Origin of the sequence: Pseudomonas edaphica, from assembly GCF_965277385.1 — a bacterium.
Lineage (GTDB): Bacteria > Pseudomonadota > Gammaproteobacteria > Pseudomonadales > Pseudomonadaceae > Aquipseudomonas > Aquipseudomonas edaphica.
This window is the reverse complement of record NZ_OZ255725.1, coordinates 2,626,401-2,646,370: the sequence shown is the minus strand read 5'-3', so window position 1 is coordinate 2,646,370 and position 19,970 is coordinate 2,626,401. Positions and strand designations below refer to the sequence as shown.

Below are 19,970 nucleotides of genomic sequence, written 5' to 3'. Positions count from 1 at the left end.
TGGTGGGGTTAGGTATGCGCTTTCGCGCGATGGTTGCTGTCGTAGGGGTGTTGCTTGCGGCAATGACTTTCAATGCTCTGGCTGCTTCACAGGTGAAAAGTGTTCGCCTGTGGCGAGCGCCGGATAACACGCGACTGGTGTTCGACCTGTCTGGCCCGGTCCAGCACAGCGTCTTTACCCTGACGGCGCCCGATCGCCTGGTGATCGACATCAACGGCGCCACCCTCGGCGCGCCGCTGAAAGTCTCAACCGCCAATACCCCGATCACCGCGATGCGCTCGGCCCAGCGCACGCCGACGGACCTGCGTGTGGTCATCGACCTGAAAAAGGCCGTGACCCCGAAAAGCTTTGTGCTGGCGCCTAATGCCCAATACGGCAATCGGTTGGTGGTCGACCTGTTCGACAACGCCGCCGACGCTGCACCGCCGCCTGCGCCAACCCCAAGCGTTGCGACTGTTCCGGCCGTGCCGGTCAACCCGTCGCAGCCGCAGGTCAAGTTGCCGCCGCCACCACCTGCGCCTGCGGGCAAGCGCGACATTATTGTGGTGATCGACGCCGGCCACGGCGGGGAAGACCCGGGCGCCTCCGGCTCGCGCGGCCAGCATGAAAAAGATGTGGTGCTGGCCATCGCCCGTGAACTGCAGCGCCAGGTCAATGGCATGAAAGGTTATCGCGCCGAGCTGACCCGTACCGGCGACTACTTCATCCCGCTGCGTGGCCGTACCGAAATCGCCCGCAAGAAGGGTGCAGACCTGTTTGTGTCGATCCATGCCGACGCCGCGCCATCAACCGCTGCCTTCGGTGCCTCGGTATTTGCCTTGTCGGATCGTGGCGCCACGTCCGAGACCGCACGCTGGCTGGCCGACAGTGAAAACCGTTCCGACCTGATCGGCGGGGCCGGCAACGTGTCCCTCGACGACAAGGACAAAATGCTCGCCGGTGTACTGCTCGACCTGTCGATGACCGCTTCGCTGACCTCCAGCTTGAACGTCGGCCAAAAAGTCCTCAGCAACATTGGCCGCGTGACGTCCCTGCACAAACAGCGCGTGGAGCAGGCTGGGTTCATGGTGTTGAAGTCGCCGGATATCCCATCGATCCTGGTGGAAACCGGGTTTATCTCCAACTCCAACGAAGCCTCGAAGCTGGCCAGCGCCAATCACCAGCAGGCGCTGGCGCGTTCGATCAGCGCCGGTATTCGCCAGTTCTTCCAGCAGAACCCGCCGCCGGGTACCTACATTGCCTGGCTGCGTGATTCCGGCAAAATCGCCCAAGGCCCGCGTGACCATCGCGTGCAACCCGGCGACACGCTGGCCATGCTGGCCGTGCGTTTCCAGGTATCTGCCGCGACCTTGCGCAGCGCCAACAACCTGAAGACCGATGAGTTGAAAGTCGGTCAGGTGTTGACCATCCCTGGCACTGAATTGGCGGCGCAGTAATGAGCGACTCCTTATTGAACAGTAGCTCGCGCATCGAACTGCTCAGCCCGCGCCTCGCCAACCAGATTGCTGCGGGTGAGGTGGTTGAGCGCCCGGCGTCGGTGATCAAGGAATTGCTGGAAAACAGTATCGACTCCGGTGCCAAGCGCATTGATGTCGATGTGGAGCAGGGCGGCGTCAAGCTGCTGCGGGTTCGCGACGACGGCAGCGGGATTTCCTCGGATGACCTGCCGCTGGCCCTGGCTCGTCACGCCACCAGCAAGATTCGCGACCTTGAAGACCTTGAGCGGGTAATGAGCCTGGGTTTTCGCGGTGAGGCATTGGCGTCCATCAGCTCCGTAGCGCGCCTGACCCTGACTTCGCGCACCCGCAGCGCCGAGCAAGCCTGGCAGGTGGAAACCGAAGGCCGTGACATGGCGCCTCGTGTGCAGCCGGCCGCGCACCCGGTGGGGACGTCGGTTGAAGTTCGCGACCTGTTTTTCAATACGCCCGCGCGACGCAAATTCCTCAAGGCCGAAAAAACCGAATTCGATCACCTGCAAGAAGTCATCAAGCGCCTGGCGTTGGCGCGTTTTGATGTGGCGTTCCATTTACGCCACAACGGCAAAACCATCCTCAGCCTGCACGAAGCCCATGACGACGCCGCGCGCGCTCGGCGGGTCTCGGCGATCTGCGGCGCAGGCTTCCTTGAGCAGGCGCTGCCGATTGAAATCGAGCGCAATGGCTTGCGCCTGTGGGGCTGGGTCGGTTTGCCGACCTTCTCCCGCAGCCAGGCGGACTTGCAGTATTTCTTTGTGAATGGCCGTGCGGTACGCGACAAACTGGTGGCCCACGCGGTGCGCCAGGCGTATCGCGATGTGCTGTTCAACGGGCGGCACCCGACGTTTGTGCTGTTCTTTGAAGTCGACCCGTCGGTGGTCGACGTCAACGTGCACCCGACCAAGCACGAAGTGCGCTTCCGTGACGGGCGCATGGTGCATGACTTCCTCTACGGCACGCTGCACCGCGCCTTGGGCGATGTGCGCCCGGATGATCAGTTGTCAGCGCCGATTGTGACGGCGGCGGTAAGGCCGAGCGGTCCGGAGGCTGGCGAGTTCGGGCCTCAGGGCGAAATGAGCCTGGCCGCCAACCTGCTGCAATCGCCGCAGCCGCAGCCTTCCTACACCGCGCCGGGTTCCGGTTCGGGCGCGGGTTATCAGTACCAATACACGCCACGCCCGCAGTCGACTGTGCCGGTAGCCGAGGCCCAGGCGGCCTATCGCGAATTTTTTGCACCGCTGCCGGGGGCCGAGCCGGGCGCTGTGGCATTGCCTGAGGGCGGCGGTGATATTCCGCCTTTGGGGTATGCGCTGGCGCAGCTCAAGGGCATTTATATCCTGTCCGAAAACGCCCATGGCCTGGTGCTGGTGGACATGCACGCCGCCCACGAACGGATCATGTACGAGCGCTTGAAGATCGCCATGGCCAGTGAAGGTCTGAGCGGCCAGCCGTTGTTGGTGCCGGAATCCCTGGCGGTGAGCCAGCGTGAAGCCGATTGCGCCGAGGAGCACCACAGCGTGTTCCAGAAGCTGGGCTTCGAACTGCAACGCCTGGGCCCGGAAACCCTGGCTATTCGCCAGATTCCCGCCTTGCTCAAGCAAGCCGAAGCCAACCGCCTGGTCGCCGACGTGCTGGCCGACCTGATGGAATACGGCACCAGCGATCGCATCCAGGCACATATCAACGAACTGCTCGGTACCATGGCCTGCCACGGTGCAATCCGCGCCAACCGCCGCCTGGCGTTGCCGGAAATGAACGGTTTGCTGCGCGACATGGAGAACACCGAGCGCAGCGGGCAATGCAACCATGGCCGACCGACCTGGACCCAAATGGGCCTGGACGACTTGGACAAACTGTTCTTGCGCGGCCGTTGATGAGTGCCTTGCCCCCCGCCATCTTCCTGATGGGCCCTACGGCCGCCGGCAAGACCGACCTAGCCATCGAGCTGACCAAAGTGCTGCCTTGCGAGCTGATCAGCGTCGACTCTGCCCTGGTTTACCGGGACATGGACATCGGCACGGCCAAGCCTTCAAAAGAACTGTTGGCACAGTATCCGCACCGGTTGATTGACATCATCGACCCGGCCGAGAGCTATTCCGCCGCCGATTTCCGTGCCGATGCCCTGGCCGCCATGGCCGAGATCACCGCGCGGGGCAATATTCCGCTGCTGGTGGGCGGTACGATGCTCTATTACAAGGCTTTGCAGGAAGGCTTGGCGGATATGCCTGCGGCCGACGCCCAGGTGCGTGGCGAAATTGAAGAAGAGGCTGCACGCCTTGGCTGGCAAGCCCTGCACGACCAGTTGGCGGCAGTCGACCCGGTTTCCGCTGCGCGCATTCACCCCAATGACCCCCAGCGCCTCAGTCGCGCCCTGGAAGTCTGGCGGGTGAGCGGCCAGACCATGACTGAACACAGGCTGAAACAAACTGCGCAAAGTGCTGATGCAGGCGCATCTGGACAGTCACAATTGCCCTATACTGTGGCGAATCTGGCCATTGCTCCGGCAAATCGCCAGGTGTTGCATGAACGAATTGCACAAAGATTCACAATTATGTTGGAACAGGGGTTTGTGGACGAGGTCGTAGCACTGCGTTCCAGAGGTGACCTGCATGCCGGGTTGCCTTCGATACGTGCTGTAGGCTACCGCCAAGTCTGGGAACACCTGGATGGCAAGCTGACGTCAGCCGAAATGCAGGAGCGCGGCATCATTGCCACGCGCCAATTGGCGAAGCGCCAGTTCACCTGGCTGCGCAGCTGGAGCGATTTGCACTGGTTGGACAGCCTGGACAGCGACAATCTGTCACGCGCCTTGAAATACTTGGGATCGGTCTCCATATTGAGCTGAGTCCTTGCAATTGCCGTCTATCCTTGGGGGTGTGACGGCCATAAGCTATCTATTTTCCGAATTTTATTATTGATCCTTAAAGGAGTGCGGCACATGTCAAAAGGGCATTCGCTACAAGACCCTTACTTGAATACTTTACGTAAAGAGAAAGTTGGGGTTTCCATCTACCTGGTCAACGGTATCAAGCTGCAAGGCACGATCGAGTCGTTCGACCAGTTCGTGATCCTGCTGAAAAACACCGTCAGCCAGATGGTTTACAAGCACGCTATCTCGACAGTCGTTCCAGTTCGTCCAATCCGTCTGCCTAGCGCAGCAGGTGATGAACAGGGTGACGCTGAGCCAGGTAACGCCTGATAGGAGTCTCCTTTGTTCTTTGAGCGCCACGGTGGTGGTGAGCGAGTAATCCTCGTTCACTTGGATGGACAGGACCCTGAGGCGCGCGAAGATCCGCAGGAGTTTCAGGAGTTGGCAAATTCGGCCGGCGCCGAGACCGTTGCGTTTTTTAACGTACCGCGTCATCGGCCAACCGCCAAATACCTGATAGGCAGCGGCAAGGTCGAGGAACTGCGCGACCTGGTTCACGCCGAAGAAGCCGATCTGGTGATCTTCAATCACACCCTCACGCCCAGTCAGGAACGTAACCTCGAACGTGTTTTCGAGTGTCGCGTGATCGACCGCACCGGTCTGATTCTCGATATTTTCGCCCAGCGCGCCCGTACCCATGAAGGCAAGCTCCAGGTAGAACTGGCCCAGCTTGACCACATGAGCACCCGGTTGGTACGCGGCTGGACTCACCTTGAACGCCAGGGTGGTGGCATCGGCATGCGCGGCCCGGGTGAAACCCAGCTGGAAACCGACCGCCGTCTGCTGCGGGTGCGCCTGCGCCAGATCAAGGGCCGCCTGGAAAAAGTACGCAGCCAGCGCGAACAATCACGCCGTGGCCGCTCGCGTGCGGATATCCCTACCGTGTCCCTGGTGGGCTATACCAACGCCGGCAAATCCACGCTGTTCAACAACGTGACGAAATCGGACGTTTACGCGGCCGACCAACTGTTCGCCACCCTTGACCCGACCTTGCGCCGTTTGGATATCGACGACCTGGGGCCGATTGTCCTGGCCGACACAGTAGGTTTCATTCGTCATTTGCCCCACAAGCTGGTCGAGGCATTTCGGTCTACGCTCGAAGAGTCGAGCAATTCCGACCTGCTGTTGCACGTGATCGATGCGGCCGAACCGGATCGCATGTTGCAGATCGAGCAAGTGATGGTGGTGTTGGGCGAGATTGGTGCACAAGACTTGCCGATCCTCGAGGTCTATAACAAACTCGATTTGCTTGAGGGCGTTGAGCCGCAAATCCAGCGCGATGAAGACGGCAAGCCCCAGCGGGTATGGCTGTCGGCGCGCGATGGCAGTGGTCTGGAGTTGCTTGAACAAGCGATTGCCGAACTGCTGGGCAGCGATTTGTTTGTCGGCACCTTGCGCTTGCCGCAACGTTTTGCTCGACTGCGTGCACAGTTTTTCGAACTGGGCGCCGTACAGAAAGAAGAATACGACGAAGAAGGTGTCAGCTTGCTGGCCGTTCGATTGCCGCGCTCGGAGCTGAATCGGCTGGTCAGCCGTGAAGGTGTGGTACCGACAGAGTTCATCGAACAACACACTTTGCAATAAAAGCCTCCGAAAGCGGTTGTGCCGCAGTAGCAGGCATTCTGTAGCATTGGTCGGCGCGCCGTGGGTGCGTCTTTGCTTTATCAGATGGAGAGCGCTATGGCTTGGAATGAGCCGGGTGGCAACTCGAATAATCAGGATCCTTGGGGTGGTAAACGCCGCAATAATGGCGACCGCAAGGGGCCACCAGATCTCGACGAGGCCTTCCGAAAGCTGCAGGAAAGCCTGAATGGGTTGTTCGGTGGTGGAAAAAAACGTGGTGGTGGTGACGACGGCGGTCGCACAAGCAAGGGCGGCGGCTATGGCCTGCTGGGCCTCGGGCTTGTCGTGCTCGCAGCCGTTTGGCTGTACAGCGCCGTGTACGTGGTGGACGAGCAGGAGCAGGCTGTTGTGCTGCGCTTCGGCAAGTACTACGAGACTGTCGGGCCAGGCCTGAACATCTATTTCCCGCCGATCGACAAGAAGTACATGGAGAACGTCACGCGTGAGCGTGCCTACACCAAGCAGGGCCAGATGCTGACCGAAGACGAGAACATCGTCGAAGTGCCGCTGACCGTGCAGTACAAGATCAGCAACCTGCAGGACTTCGTGCTGAACGTTGATCAGCCGGAAATCAGCCTGCAACACGCAACCGAAAGTGCCCTGCGCCATGTGGTGGGTTCCACCGCCATGGACCAGGTGCTGACCGAAGGTCGTGAATTGATGGCCAGCGAGATCAAGGAGCGCCTGCAGCGGTTCCTCGATACCTACCGCACCGGCATCACCGTCACTCAGGTGAACGTACAGAGCGCAGCTGCACCGCGCGAAGTGCAGGAAGCCTTTGATGACGTGATCCGCGCCCGTGAAGACGAGCAGCGTTCGCGCAACCAGGCTGAAACCTACGCCAACGGTGTCGTACCGGAAGCCCGTGGTCAGGCCCAGCGTATCCTTGAAGATGCCAACGGTTACCGCGACGAAGTGGTCTCCCGCGCCAAGGGTGAGGCGGATCGCTTTACCAAACTGGTTGCCGAGTACCGCAAGGCTCCGGAAGTCACGCGTGAGCGTCTGTACCTGGACACCATGCAGGAAGTTTTCAGCAACACCAGCAAGGTTCTCGTGACCGGCAGCAAAGGTGGGCAGAACAACCTGCTGTACCTGCCGCTGGACAAGATGATCGAAGGTGGTCGTAGCGGCACCAGCGCACCGTCCAGCAGCTCGAATGCCGCTGCCAACGAAGCGAGCGCCCGTGCGGCCGCTGACTTGCTGCAACAGCAAACACGTACCAGGGAGAGTCGTTGATGAGCAATAAATCGCTGACCGCCCTGATTGTGGGCGTCGTCGTGGTCATCGCTGCCTGGAACTGCTTCTACATCGTGTCTCAGACCGAGCGCGCGGTGTTGCTGCAATTCGGTCGTGTGGTGCAGGCAGATGTCCAGCCGGGCCTGCATGTGAAAGTCCCCTACGTGAACCAGGTGCGCAAGTTCGACGGCCGCCTGATGACCCTGGATGCACCGACACAACGCTTCCTCACCCTGGAAAAGAAAGCCGTGATGGTTGACGCCTACGCCAAGTGGCGCGTCAAGGATGCCGAGCGCTTCTACACCGCGACCTCCGGCCTCAAGCAGATTGCCGACGAGCGTTTGTCGCGCCGTCTGGAATCGGGCCTGCGTGACCAGTTTGGTAAACGCACCCTGCACGAGGTGGTATCCGGTGAGCGTGATGCGCTGATGGCTGACATCACCCGTTCGCTGAACACGATGGCAGAAAAAGAGCTGGGCATTGAAGTGGTTGATGTCCGGGTCAAGGCTATCGACTTGCCGAAGGAAGTGAACCGCAGCGTGTTCGAGCGTATGAGCACCGAGCGTGAGCGTGAAGCCCGTGAGCATCGCGCCAAAGGTAACGAGTTGGCTGAAGGTATCCGTGCGGATGCCGACCGTCAGCGTCGTGTACTGCTGGCAGAGGCTTATCGCGAGTCTGAAGAGGCTCGTGGTGACGGCGACGCGCAAGCTGCGGCGATCTACGCCAAGGCTTACGGCCAGGACCAGGAGTTCTACGCGTTCTACCGTAGCCTGCGTGCCTACCGTGAAAGCTTCGCGAACAAAACCGACGTCATGGTGCTGGACCCAAGCAGCGACTTCTTCCGCTACCTGGAAAAGTCCAAGTAACCAAGCCTGTGACCTTAGGGCGCACTCCGTCGGGCGGCTAAAATGCCTGGCGGGGTGATCCTTTCAGAAAACGGGTGTATGATGCGGCAGCCGGGAAATTCCCGGCTTTTTTGCGTCTGCATGTTTGATTCGGCAGGCGCCACAGGTTTTTCGAGGAAAGTGCCCGACGAGGCCGCTGGCAGGCCGTTCGTCACGTCGCTCTTGCGCGTGGATTATGCAAAGCGTGGGTATTTTCTGCTTCACTCAAGGCTCGGCCGAGGGCTGGCCGCCCGGATCATAGGGGAATGGCGTAATGGCAACGGTAGACCGCTGGCTGCTGCCAGATGGCATCGAAGAAGTACTGCCACCAGAAGCTGCGCGCATTGAAGTAGCGCGTCGCCAGGTGTTGGATCTGTTCCAGAGCTGGGGTTACGAGTTTGTCGTGACCCCCCATATCGAGTACCTGGAATCCCTGCTGACCGGCGCGGGCCAGGACCTGGATCTGCGCACCTTCAAGGTCATCGACCCGCAATCGGGCCGGCAAATGGGTTTCCGTGCCGACATCACGCCGCAGGTGGCGCGCATCGATGCGCACACCCTGCGCCGCGAAGGCCCGAGCCGCCTGTGCTACGCCGGCAGCGTGCTGCATGCTCAGCCGCGTGCTTTGTCGTCTTCGCGCAGCCCGATCCAGTTGGGCGCCGAGTTGTACGGTGATGCCAGCCCGAGCAGCGACGTTGAAGTGATCAGCCTGATGCTGGCCATGCTGCAACTGGCCGATGTGCCGGATGTACACATGGACCTGGGCCACGTTGGTATCTACCGTGGTCTGGCCCGTGCGGCTGGTTTGTCCGGTGAAGTGGAGCAACAGTTGTTCGATGCCTTGCAGCGCAAGGCTATCGATGAAGTCATCGCCCTGACTGCAGGCGTGCCTGCGGACCTGGCCGACATGCTGCGCGCACTGGTGAACCTGTGCGGTGGCCGTGAAGTGCTGGTGGCTGCCCGTGAGCGCCTGGCCAATGCGCCGGCGCCGGTATTGGCTGCACTGGATGATGTGTTTGCGATTGCCGAGCAGTTGTCGGCGCGCTTCCCCGAGTTGCCGCTGTATTTCGACCTGGGTGAGTTGCGCGGCTATCACTACCACACCGGTGTGGTGTTCGCCGTTTTTGTGCCGGGTGTTGGCCAGGCCATCGCCCAGGGCGGTCGTTATGACGATATCGGCGCTGACTTCGGTCGCGCACGTCCGGCGACTGGCTTTTCTACCGATTTGAAAACCCTGGTGACCCTGGGGCGTGCTGAGGTCGAGTTGCCGTCTGGTGGCATCTGGATGCCCGACAGTACGGACGCAGCACTCTGGCAGCAGGTTTGCCAGTTGCGCAGTGAGGGTCAGCGTGTTGTCCAGGCTTTGCCTGGGCAGCCATTGGCCGCCGCCCGTGAAGCGGACTGCGACCGGCAATTGATTCTGCAGAACGGGCTTTGGCAAGTATCGCCACTGGCTTCTTGAGTTTTCCTGCCGGCCATCGCCGGCACCAAGTTTGCGCGAATGAGGACAAGTGTTATGGGTAAGAATGTCGTAGTCCTGGGCACCCAATGGGGTGATGAGGGCAAAGGCAAGATCGTTGATCTGCTGACCGAACATGCTGCCGCCGTAGTGCGCTACCAAGGTGGCCACAACGCTGGCCACACCCTGGTCATCGATGGCGAAAAAACCGTTTTGCACCTGATCCCGTCGGGCGTGCTGCGCGAAGGCGTGCAGTGCCTGATCGGCAACGGTGTTGTGGTTGCACCTGACGCCCTGCTGCGTGAGATCACCAAGCTGGAAGAGAAAGGCGTACCGGTGCGCGAGCGCCTGCGTATCAGCCCGTCCTGCCCGCTGATCCTGTCCTTCCACGTTGCGCTGGACCAGGCCCGTGAAAAGGCGCGTGGCGAGCTGAAGATCGGCACCACCGGTCGCGGCATTGGCCCGGCTTACGAAGACAAGGTTGCACGTCGTGGCCTGCGTGTGGGCGACCTGCTCAACATGCCGCGCTTTGAAGACAAGCTGCGTGAGCTGGTGGATTACCACAACTTCATGCTGGTGGGTTACTACAAAGAGCCGGCCATCGAGTTCGAAAAGACTCTGGCTGAGTGCAAGGAATACGCTGAGCTGCTCAAGCCGCTGATGCTGGACGTGACCGCCGAGCTGCACGACCTGCGTCGCGCCGGCAAAGACATCATGTTCGAAGGCGCCCAGGGTTCGTTGCTGGACATCGATCACGGCACCTATCCGTACGTGACCAGCTCCAACACCACCGCGGGTGGAGTTGCGACCGGTTCGGGCGTTGGCCCGATGTTCCTGGACTACATCCTGGGCATCACCAAGGCTTACACCACGCGCGTGGGTTCGGGCCCGTTCCCGACTGAGCTGTTCGACGCAGTCGGCGCGCACCTGGCCAAGCAAGGTCACGAGTTCGGTGCTACCACTGGCCGCGCCCGTCGTTGCGGCTGGTTCGACGCCGTTATCCTGCGCCGCGCTATCGATGTGAACAGCATCTCGGGCATCTGCCTGACCAAGCTGGACGTTCTCGACGGCCTGGAAACCATCAACATCTGCATCGGCTACAAAGATGCCGAAGGCAAGGATGTTGCACCGACCGACGCTGACAGCTACGTAGGCCTGCAGCCTGTGTACGAAGAAGTGCCGGGCTGGACCGAATCGACCGTGGGCGCCAAAACCCTGGAAGAACTGCCGGCCAATGCTCGTGCCTACATCAAGCGTGTTGAAGAGCTGATCGGCGCGCCGATCGACATTATTTCGACAGGCCCGGACCGCAACGAGACCATCGTTCTGCGTCACCCGTTCGCTTAACAAGCTGTTGATGTAAAAAGTAAAAGGGCTCCTTCGGGAGCCCTTTTTCGTGCCTGGCCGGCAATCGGCACGACCCTTGCTATGGTTCTTCCTTTCGCGGTGCTATCAAATTAATGGCACCCGTGGTGGAGGGATTTACCGTGTCTGCCGTTCTCTCATTGTTACAAAGCCGGCTGTTGCGGCCGGTGTTCGTTACCCTAGGTATCGCTCTTTTGGTGCAAGTGCTGGTGGCCGTTGCCCTGACGCGAAGCACCGTGACTGCGCTGGAAGCGGATTTAAGCAGCCGCCTGGGTGCCGACAGCCAGAAACTGTCTGGCGAGCTGGCGCAAGCCGGCAAGGAAGTCACCTCGAGCCTGGACAGCTTGTCTTCGAGCACGCGCCAGCGTCTGACCGCAGGGCTTTCCACGCGCCTGCAAGAGGAGCAGAAGCAACTGCGTGCGACCCTGGAAAAAGACCTGCAAGACTCGGCCAATGACATGGCCCAACTGCTGGCGTCGGTGGCGCCCCGCGCCATGTGGGACAGCGACGTGCCGACATTGTCGGAGTTCGCCCGGCGCGCCCAGCGTAATCCCAACGTGTTGTTCGTGGTGTATGACGACGCCGCTGGCGAGCACCTGACCCGTTACCTCAATCGCGAAAACCCGATCAACCAGGCACTGCTCGACAAGGGCAAGGGCGACCGAGCCTTGGATAAGGTCCTGGATGCGGCTAAAAACGACCCTTCGGTGTTCTACGTCGAGGCGTCCATCAGCCCCAACGGCACGGAGATCGGCAAAGTCCGCATGGGCGTCTCGACCAAAGCCGTAGAGGCCGACCTGGCGGCGCTGGACAAGCGTTTTGCCGCACTGATCGCGAGCAGTGATCAGTTGGTCGGTGACAGCCTCAAAGGCGCCGCCGCCGACAGCGCAACGGCTATGGGCGCGCGCCTGCAATCGGCGCAAGCCACTGCCACCCAGATGACCGCCAACACCAGCAGCGCCGTACAGGACGCTGCGGGAGCGCTGCGCTGGCGCATCGGTATGGGGCTCGCCATTGTCGGGTTTGGCGTATTGCTGCTGATCGCCATCGTCTTGGGCCGCCGTGTGGTCAATCGGCTGAAGTTGTTGATTGCCGCCATGGACGACCTGGCGGCGGGCGAGGGCGACCTCACCAAGCGTGTGCAGATCAATAGCAAGGACGAAATCGGCGACATGGCCTCGGCGGTCAATCGCTTTGTGGATAAGTTGCAGCCAATCGTGCGTGAGGCCGGCGATGTGGCACAGCGCACCGGCGTCGAAATCGGCGCCATGACCTTGCGCAATGCCGGGGCTGACAAGGCGGCCGGTTTGCAGCGCGACGAAGTTGCCGAAAGCTTGCGCGCTCTGTCGCAAATGGCCGATGAGGCCCAGGCCGAAAGCCATGCAATGCAGGCAGCGTTGCAGCAGGTGGTGGGTATTCGCCAGGCCACGGACGAAAACTCACGGACCTCGGCTGAGGTCGGCAGCCTGATCGAAGCGCTGGCGGGGCAAGTGCAGGCCGGTTCCCAGGTGATCGAGCGGTTGGCGCAGCAAAGCGAGCAGATCGAAGTGGTGTTGACGGTGATTCACGGGATTGCCGAGCAGACCAACCTGCTGGCCCTGAATGCGGCGATTGAAGCGGCGCGTGCCGGTGAGACCGGGCGAGGTTTTGCGGTGGTGGCGGACGAAGTGCGGGCGCTGGCGAGTAAAACCCAAAGCTCCACTGGGGATATCCAGGCGCATATCGTGGCGTTGCAGCAGGGCGCACGGGAAGCGGTGGAAACCATCGGCAAGGCCGGGCGCCAGGCAAATGAAGGGTTGTTGGTGCTGCGCGACAGTGTGCGCTTGCAACAGTCGGTGCAGGCTTCGGTGGAGCAAGTGCATGCGGCGATTGGCCTGGCGACGCGTGCGGCTGAGCATCAGGCTCAGGGCGCGCATGCGGTGCGTGGCCGGGTCGAGGTGATCCACGCCCAGGCCGAGCGGGCCGCGCAGGCGGTGGTGGAGACGACGGCCAGTGGCAAGGTGCTGGATGGGTTGGCAGCGCAGTTGAAGGCGAGTTTGGGGCAGTTTCGGGCTTAGCGTCGTCTGCGCCGGCCTCATCGCAGGCAAGCCAGCTCCCACATTTGACCGAGTTCCAACGTTGGAATGCAATCGAATGTGGGAGCTGGCTCGCCTGCGATAGTGGTCTCAGCGGCTCAAATACATCCGCGTCGTCAGCAGATACACCGGCAACCCCGACACCAGAATCAACAACGCCGCATACGGCGCCGCCGCCGCAAACTCAACATTCGAGGTATGCGCCCACACGGCAGTCGCCAGGGTATTCAGCCCCGTCGGGCTGAGGAGCAAAGTCGCCGTCAACTCCTTCATCGCATCCAGAAACACCAACGCGAACGCCGCCCCCAAGGCCGGGAAAATAATCGGCAAGGTCACCCGGCAAAACGCGCTGAATGACGAGGCGCCCAGCGTGCGTGCAGCTTCTTCCAGTTGCGGCGCAGCTTTGTTCAGTGCGGTTCGAATCGGCGCCTGAGCAAGCGGCAGAAACAACAGCGCATAAGCAATCAGCAGCAGCGCCGAGGTCTGATACAGCGCCGGCACATAGTGCAGGGCGAAATACACCAGTGTCAGCGCAATCACCAACCCTGGCAGGGCATGCAGCAGATAAGGCAGGCGCTCAGCCCAAATCGCCAACTGGCCTTTGTAGCGCACCACCAGCAGCCCCACCGGTACAGCTAATACCAGGCAAAGCGCAGCGCCGCCCAACGACAGTGCCAGAGAGGACAGCAGTGCCTCACCAATCTCGGCCACCGGGAATGCCGCCGATGAGCCCACTGCCAGCCAATAAGCGAGCATCCCCAGCGGAATGCCGCTGCCAATGATCGCCAGCGCCAGGCAGTACAGCTGGCCCACGGTCGACCATTTGCCCAGCTTGACCTGTTCAGCATGCCGCGCCGCGCCCTGGCCGATGCGCACATGCCGGCCCTTGCCGCGCACCCGCAGCTCCAGCCACAGCAGTGTCAGGCACATCACCAGCAGCACCGCCGAGAGCATCGCGGCATTGGCGTTGCTGAATTCCAGTTCGAACTGTTGGTAGATCGCGGTGGTAAAGGTTTGCAGGCCGATGATCGACAGCGCGCCGAATTCCACCAGCATATGCAGCGCGATCAGCAGGGCTCCGGCCAGCAGCGAGGGCCAGAGCAACGGCAGTGTAATTCGGAAAAAAACGCCCCAGCGATTCAGTCCCAGCGTGCGGGCCGACTCTTCAAGGGATGGATCAAGATTGCGCAATGTCGCCGCCACCGGCAGAAACACCAGTGGGTACTTGGACAGGGTCATCACCAGTATTGCCCCGCCAAGCCCTTCGAAGTTGGCGCTCAGCGAGACCCAGGTAAAGCTGCTGACAAAGGCCGGTACCGCAAACGGCAGGCACAGGATTACTCCCCAGATGCGTCGCCCCGGCAGGTTGCTGCGCTCCAGTAGCCACGCCAGTGACAGGCCGATCACGCCGCAAGCCACCGTCACCCCAACCATCAAAGCCAAGGTGTTGCGCAACAGCCCGAACACATACGGCCGCCACAGCAGGTGCACCGCCTCCGCCCAGCCGGCCTGCCAGGCCTTGGCCCCGACATATACCAACGGCAGCAGGCTCAGGCCAACCAGAAACAGCACGGGTAACAACAGCCAGATCGACGGGCGTTTGCGCCGGGGGCTGAACACCCCGGCGGGTAGCGATGGGTTCATCAGTTCAAGCCAACGTCACGTTCCAGGTCCAGGGCTTCTTCGGCGTTGCCAAGGTCTGCCGGGGTGACTTTCGGCGGTTGCAGCTCGCTGAACGGCTTGAGGCCGCGATTGGATTGCATGCCCTTGCGCAGCGGGTATTCGGCCGAGGTATTGGTGATGACGCGCTGGCCTTCTTCACTGGCCATGAATGCCAGGAGTTGCTGGGCTTCTTTGGGGTGCTTGCTGGATTTGAGCGCCGCCGCCGAGGACACGGTGATCAGGCCGCCCACATCGCCATCGGTGAAGTAATGCAGCTGAGAATCCAGGTTGGTTTTTTCTTTTTTCAGGGCGAACCAGTAGTAGTTGTTCACCAGCACGGTGGCGACTTCGCCGTTTTCCACGGCCTTGAGCGCGACCATATTGTTGCTGTACACCTTGCCGAAGGCGCGCAGGCCGGTCAGCCATTCTTCAGCAGCTTCGCGACCGTGCAGCTTGATAATCGCCACGGCCTGCTCCTGAAATGCGCCACTGGTGGGCACAAAGCCGACTTTGCCTTGCCACTCGGGGCCAGCGAAATCGAGTACCGATTTGGGCAGGTCTTTTTCGGCGATCAGTTTGGGGTTAAAGGCCACGACGCGGGTACGAGCGGTCACGCCCATCCAGTCACCGTTGCTGCCGACGTAATCCTTGGGCAATACGTCCAGCGTGCTCGCATCAATCTTGGCCAGCAGGCCTTGCTCGCCGAGTTTGTTCAGCGGCGGCGATTCTTCGGTGTAGATCACATCGGCAGGGGAGCGCGCGCCTTCTTCCACGACCTGGCTGGCGAGCTGGTTGCTGCTGCCTTTGCGCACGTTGACGTGAATGCCGGTCTTGGCTTCGAAGGCCTTGGCGAGTTCATCGCCGACTTCTTTGTGCTGGCCGTTGTACAGGGTCAGGGACACCTTGTCGGCGGAGTAGGCGGTGGGCGAGAGCAGCGTCAAGCCAAGCAGGGTGAGGGTCAGGCCACGCAGAAGGGATGTCTTGAGACGGTTATCGCGGATCATCATCCGAAGTGTTCCTCGCTTGTATGCAACAAATCATTGCAAGGATAAACGATAAAACTTCTCAAGTGCGGATGAGGGGAGAATCCTTGGGGAAGTTTTCAAACCCCGGAAACGAAAAAACCCGCTTTCGCGGGTTTGATCTGAATTTGGTGCCCAGGAGAAGACTCGAACTTCCACGACCTTGCGATCACCAGCACCTGAAGCTGGCGTGTCTACCAATTTCACCACCTGGGCATTATCAACAACGCTTGCGCTGTTGATGGAGCGAACTATACGGAGCGCTTTTTAATCTGTAAACCCCTGATATCAAAAATATAATTCAATATTCTTGTTAAAAATCAGAGGCCTGAAACGAAAAAACCCGCTTTCGCGGGTTTAATCTGAATTTGGTGCCCAGGAGAAGACTCGAACTTCCACGACCTTGCGATCACCAGCACCTGAAGCTGGCGTGTCTACCAATTTCACCACCTGGGCAGCATCAACAACGTTGCCGTCGTCGATGGCGCGCACTATACGGAGGCGATTTTGAGCTGTAAAGCCCTGCGATGAAAAAAGCCCGGAAAATTTCGCCAATGGTCATTCAAGGCGCTTTCCGAGGGCTGCAAAGGCCTTTTAAACGCTTGTTGACACCTGAAATTTCCCGTTTCAATACGCGTATGCCAAACTAACCCGCATATAGACAAGGTGAAAACTCTCTAATGGCCGATTGGCAGTCCCTCGATCCCGAGGCCGCTCGTGAAGCGGAAAAATATGAAAACCCTATTCCTAGCCGCGAACTGATCCTGGCGCATCTCGCCGATCGTGGTTCGCCTGCTAGCCGCGAGCAGTTGGTTGAAGAGTTCGGTCTGACCACCGAAGACCAGCTCGAAGCCCTGCGCCGCCGTTTGCGTGCCATGGAGCGCGATGCTCAACTGATCTACACCCGTCGTGGCACCTATGCGCCTGTGGATAAGCTCGACTTGATCCTGGGCCGCATCGCCGGCCATCGGGATGGCTTCGGCTTCCTGATCCCGGATGACGGCAGCGACGACCTGTTCATGAGCCCGGCGCAAATGCGCCTGGTATTCGACGGCGACCGTGCCCTGGCCCGCGTTTCCGGCCTGGACCGTCGTGGTCGCCGTGAAGGCGTGATCGTCGAAGTGGTGTCCCGTGCCCACGAGTCCATCGTTGGCCGTTACTTCGAAGAAGGCGGCATCGGCTTTGTAGTGCCGGATAACCCGAAGGTCCAGCAGGAAGTGCTGATCACCCCGGGTCGCAATGGCGCCGCCAAGGTCGGCCAGTTCGTCGAGGTGAAAATCACCCACTGGCCAACCGCGCGCTTCCAGCCACAGGGCGATATTGTTGAAGTGGTCGGCAATTACATGGCGCCGGGCATGGAAATCGACGTTGCGCTGCGCACCTACGATATTCCTCACGTCTGGCCGGAGGCTGTGCTCAAGGAAGCCGCCAAGCTCAAGCCGGAAGTGGAAGAGAAAGACAAGGAAAAACGCATCGACCTGCGCCATCTGCCGTTCGTCACCATCGACGGCGAAGATGCCCGCGACTTCGACGATGCGGTCTATTGCGAAGCCAAGCCTGGCAAGCTGCGCCTGTTCTCCGGCGGCTGGAAGTTGTTCGTCGCGATTGCCGACGTGTCCAGCTATGTGAAGATCGGTTCGGCCCTGGATAACGAAGCCCAGGTGCGCGGCAACTCCGTGTACTTCCCTGAGCGCGTGATCCCGATGCTGCCTGAGCAGCTGTCCAACGGCCTGTGCTCCCTGAACCCGAAAGTCGACCGTTTGGCCATGGTGTGCGAGATGACCATCTCCAAAACCGGCGAAATGACCGACTACCAGTTCTACGAAGCGGTGATCCACTCCCAGGCGCGCCTGACCTACAACAAGGTCAGCACCATCCTGGAAGCCCCGAAGACCAGCGAAGCCAAGGCCTTGCGTGGCGAATATGCCGACGTAGTGCCGCACCTCAAGCAGCTTTACGCGCTGTACAAGGTGTTGCTGGGCGCACGTCATGTACGTGGCGCAATCGACTTTGAAACCCAGGAAACCCGGATTGTCTTCGGTTCCGAGCGCAAGATCGCGGCCATTACGCCGACCACGCGTAACGATGCGCACAAGCTGATCGAGGAGTGCATGCTGGCGGCCAACGTGGCCACCGCAGAGTTCCTCAAAAAGCACGAAATTCCTGCCCTGTACCGTGTTCACGACGGCCCGCCGCCGGAGCGTTTGGAAAAACTGCGCGCTTTCCTCGGTGAGCTTGGCCTGTCCCTGCACAAAGGCAAGGACGGCCCGACGCCGAAGGATTACCAGGCGCTGCTGGCCAGCATCAAGGACCGTCCGGATTACCACGTGATCCAGACCGTGATGCTGCGCTCTCTGAGCCAGGCGGTGTACAGCGCCGATAACCAGGGCCACTTCGGCCTGAATTACGAGGCGTACACCCACTTCACTTCGCCGATTCGTCGTTACCCGGACCTGCTCACGCACCGGGCGATCCGCAGCGTGATCCACTCCAAGCAGAACACCCCGCACGTCAAGCGCGCCGGTGCCATGACCATTCCGAAGGCACGGATCTATCCGTACGACGAAGCGGCCCTGGAACAGCTGGGCGAGCAGTGCTCCATGAGCGAGCGCCGCGCCGACGAAGCCACCCGCGACGTAGTGAACTGGCTCAAGTGCGAGTTCATGAAAGACCGCGTGGGCGAGTCGTTCCCAGGTGTGATCACTGCCGTGACGGGTTTTGGCCTGTTCGTCGAGCTGACCGACATTTACGTCGAAGGCTTGGTGCACGTCACTGCGCTGCCGGGCGATTACTACCACTTCGACCCTGTGCATCACCGCCTGGCGGGCGAGCGCACCGGTCGCAGCTTCCGTTTGGGCGACACCGTGGAAGTGCAGGTCATGCGCGTCGACCTCGACGAGCGCAAGATCGACTTCGGCATGCCCGACAAGCCGACCGAAACACCGACTGGCCGTAAAAAGCGTGGCAGCGAACCGACTGCGCCAGCCAGCAAAGGCAAGGGCGCGCCTGCGAAAGCAGCGGCCACCGAGCCTGCGCCAGCCAAGGCTGCTCGTCGTTCGTCCACCAAGGAGAAGGCCCCGGAGGCCTACCGCCCGAGCGATGCAGCGGCGAAAAACGCTGAAGTGCGCAAGAGCCGTGAGTTGAAGCAGCAGTTGCTCAACGAAGCCAAAAGCGGTGGTAAAGCGGCGTCTGGGGGAAAGTCCCACGGGGCGGAAAAGCCGTCGAGCAAACCGAGTAAACACCGTAAAGGCCCGCCTAAAGCGGGTTCGGCTCCCGCGAAAAGCGGCGGGTCGCGCAAACCTAAGGCCAAGTCATGAGTCTGGAAAAAATCTACGGCGTGCACGCCGTAGAAGCACTGCTGCGTCATCACCCTAAACGCGTCAAGCAGGTGTGGTTGGCCGAAGGCCGCAGCGAGCCGCGTGTACAAGCGCTGGTCGAGCTGGCTACGCAAAACAAGGTTGCCATCGGCCAGGCCGAGCGCCGTGAAATGGACGTGTGGGTCGAGGGCGTTCACCAAGGCGTGGTTGCGGACGTAAGCCCGAGCCAGGTCTGGGGCGAAGCGATGCTCGACGAGCTGCTCGACCGTACCGAAGGCGCACCGCTGTTGCTGGTGCTGGACGGCGTGACCGACCCGCACAACCTCGGCGCTTGCCTGCGTTCGGCCGATGCCGCCGGTGCGCTGGCGGTCATCGTGCCTAAAGACAAGTCGGCAACGCTGACGCCGGTCGTGCGTAAAGTCGCGTGCGGTGCGGCGGAAGTGATCCCGCTGGTGGCCGTGACCAACCTGGCGCGTACCCTGGAGAAACTCCAGCAGCGCGGCCTTTGGATCGTGGGCACCGCAGGCGAGGCCGAGGTCAGCATTTATGACCAGGACCTCACCGGCCCGACCATCCTGATCATGGGTGCCGAAGGCAAAGGCATGCGTCGCCTGACCCGCGAGCATTGCGATTACCTGGTGAAATTGCCGATGGCCGGTAGCGTCAGCAGCCTCAACGTGTCGGTTGCCACCGGCGTGTGCTTGTTCGAGGCCCAGCGTCAGCGCGGTGCCAAGGCCAAGAGCAAGAAGTAACCCGATCAAAAATGTGCGGCCGGGCTTGTGTGGGAGCAGGCTTGCCTGCGATAGCATCACCTCTGTATCACTGATACACCGAGGTGCCTGCATCGCAGGCAAGCCAGCTCCCACAGAATTTCAGCTCCCGCAGTCGTTTCAGGGTGTTTGGAAGATTGTTCAAATAATCAC

General features: G+C 60.8%; 14 protein-coding genes and 2 tRNA genes. 12 read left to right on the top strand and 4 right to left on the bottom strand.

The window, feature by feature from the left end; all coding sequences use genetic code 11:
• The first annotated feature begins 14 nt into the window (after window positions 1–14).
• From ACQY47_RS12070 to ACQY47_RS12025, 10 genes are all read left to right on the top strand, one after another.
• Window positions 15–1,436 carry an N-acetylmuramoyl-L-alanine amidase gene (locus ACQY47_RS12070; RefSeq protein ID WP_017138465.1) on the top strand — a complete coding sequence of 474 codons (1,422 nt, stop codon included), beginning with the start codon at window positions 15–17 and terminating at the stop codon, window positions 1,434–1,436.
• Window positions 1,436–3,349, top strand: coding sequence for a DNA mismatch repair endonuclease MutL (gene mutL / locus ACQY47_RS12065; protein ID WP_428557153.1), 1,914 nt, complete (start codon window positions 1,436–1,438; stop codon window positions 3,347–3,349). The genes ACQY47_RS12070 and mutL overlap by 1 nt, the downstream gene beginning before the upstream one ends.
• Window positions 3,349–4,320, top strand: a complete 972-nt coding sequence (gene miaA / locus ACQY47_RS12060) for a tRNA (adenosine(37)-N6)-dimethylallyltransferase MiaA (RefSeq protein ID WP_017138463.1) — start codon at window positions 3,349–3,351, stop codon at window positions 4,318–4,320. Before mutL ends, miaA begins: the two co-directional genes overlap by 1 nt.
• A 93-nt stretch (window positions 4,321–4,413) precedes the next feature.
• On the top strand, window positions 4,414–4,674 hold the full coding sequence (gene hfq / locus ACQY47_RS12055; protein ID WP_003188059.1) for an RNA chaperone Hfq: 261 nt from the start codon (window positions 4,414–4,416) through the stop codon (window positions 4,672–4,674).
• Window positions 4,675–4,686: 12 nt separating this feature from the next.
• Complete coding sequence (gene hflX / locus ACQY47_RS12050; RefSeq protein WP_017138462.1) at window positions 4,687–5,988, top strand: ribosome rescue GTPase HflX; 1,302 nt, start codon at window positions 4,687–4,689, stop codon at window positions 5,986–5,988.
• A 96-nt stretch (window positions 5,989–6,084) separates the two neighbouring features.
• Window positions 6,085–7,263 (top strand): FtsH protease activity modulator HflK, encoded by a 1,179-nt coding sequence (gene hflK / locus ACQY47_RS12045; RefSeq protein ID WP_017138461.1) that lies wholly within the window; start codon window positions 6,085–6,087, stop codon window positions 7,261–7,263.
• The gene (hflC, locus tag ACQY47_RS12040; protein ID WP_017138460.1) at window positions 7,263–8,129 is read left to right on the top strand and encodes a protease modulator HflC; all 867 of its coding nucleotides are present in this window, start codon (window positions 7,263–7,265) and stop codon (window positions 8,127–8,129) included. The genes hflK and hflC overlap by 1 nt, the downstream gene beginning before the upstream one ends.
• 292 nt (window positions 8,130–8,421) lie before the next feature.
• Complete coding sequence (locus tag ACQY47_RS12035) at window positions 8,422–9,609, top strand: ATP phosphoribosyltransferase regulatory subunit (RefSeq protein ID WP_017138459.1); 1,188 nt, start codon at window positions 8,422–8,424, stop codon at window positions 9,607–9,609.
• A 54-nt stretch (window positions 9,610–9,663) separates the two neighbouring features.
• The gene (locus tag ACQY47_RS12030) at window positions 9,664–10,953 is read left to right on the top strand and encodes an adenylosuccinate synthase (protein WP_017138458.1); all 1,290 of its coding nucleotides are present in this window, start codon (window positions 9,664–9,666) and stop codon (window positions 10,951–10,953) included.
• Window positions 10,954–11,093: 140 nt separating this feature from the next.
• Window positions 11,094–13,028 (top strand): methyl-accepting chemotaxis protein, encoded by a 1,935-nt coding sequence (locus ACQY47_RS12025; RefSeq protein ID WP_428557152.1) that lies wholly within the window; start codon window positions 11,094–11,096, stop codon window positions 13,026–13,028.
• 108 nt (window positions 13,029–13,136) lie between these two features.
• Here the strand turns inward: ACQY47_RS12025 and ACQY47_RS12020 are convergent, their stop codons facing one another.
• From ACQY47_RS12020 to ACQY47_RS12005, 4 genes are all read right to left on the bottom strand, one after another.
• Window positions 13,137–14,690, bottom strand: coding sequence for an ABC transporter permease (locus ACQY47_RS12020; RefSeq protein ID WP_428557151.1), 1,554 nt, complete (start codon window positions 14,688–14,690; stop codon window positions 13,137–13,139).
• A complete protein-coding gene (locus ACQY47_RS12015; protein ID WP_017138455.1) occupies window positions 14,690–15,715 on the bottom strand; it encodes an extracellular solute-binding protein in 1,026 nt (341 codons plus the stop codon). The genes ACQY47_RS12020 and ACQY47_RS12015 overlap by 1 nt, the downstream gene beginning before the upstream one ends.
• Before the next feature lie 144 nt (window positions 15,716–15,859).
• A tRNA-Leu gene (locus ACQY47_RS12010) sits at window positions 15,860–15,946 on the bottom strand.
• 153 nt (window positions 15,947–16,099) lie between these two features.
• Window positions 16,100–16,186 (bottom strand) — tRNA-Leu (locus ACQY47_RS12005).
• 224 nt (window positions 16,187–16,410) lie between these two features.
• Here ACQY47_RS12005 and rnr point away from each other — a divergent pair.
• Both rnr and rlmB read left to right on the top strand, forming a co-directional pair.
• Window positions 16,411–19,047, top strand: a complete 2,637-nt coding sequence (gene rnr / locus ACQY47_RS12000) for a ribonuclease R (protein ID WP_017138454.1) — start codon at window positions 16,411–16,413, stop codon at window positions 19,045–19,047.
• On the top strand, window positions 19,044–19,799 hold the full coding sequence (gene rlmB, locus ACQY47_RS11995; protein ID WP_017138453.1) for a 23S rRNA (guanosine(2251)-2'-O)-methyltransferase RlmB: 756 nt from the start codon (window positions 19,044–19,046) through the stop codon (window positions 19,797–19,799). Before rnr ends, rlmB begins: the two co-directional genes overlap by 4 nt.
• The last annotated feature ends 171 nt before the right edge of the window (window positions 19,800–19,970 follow it).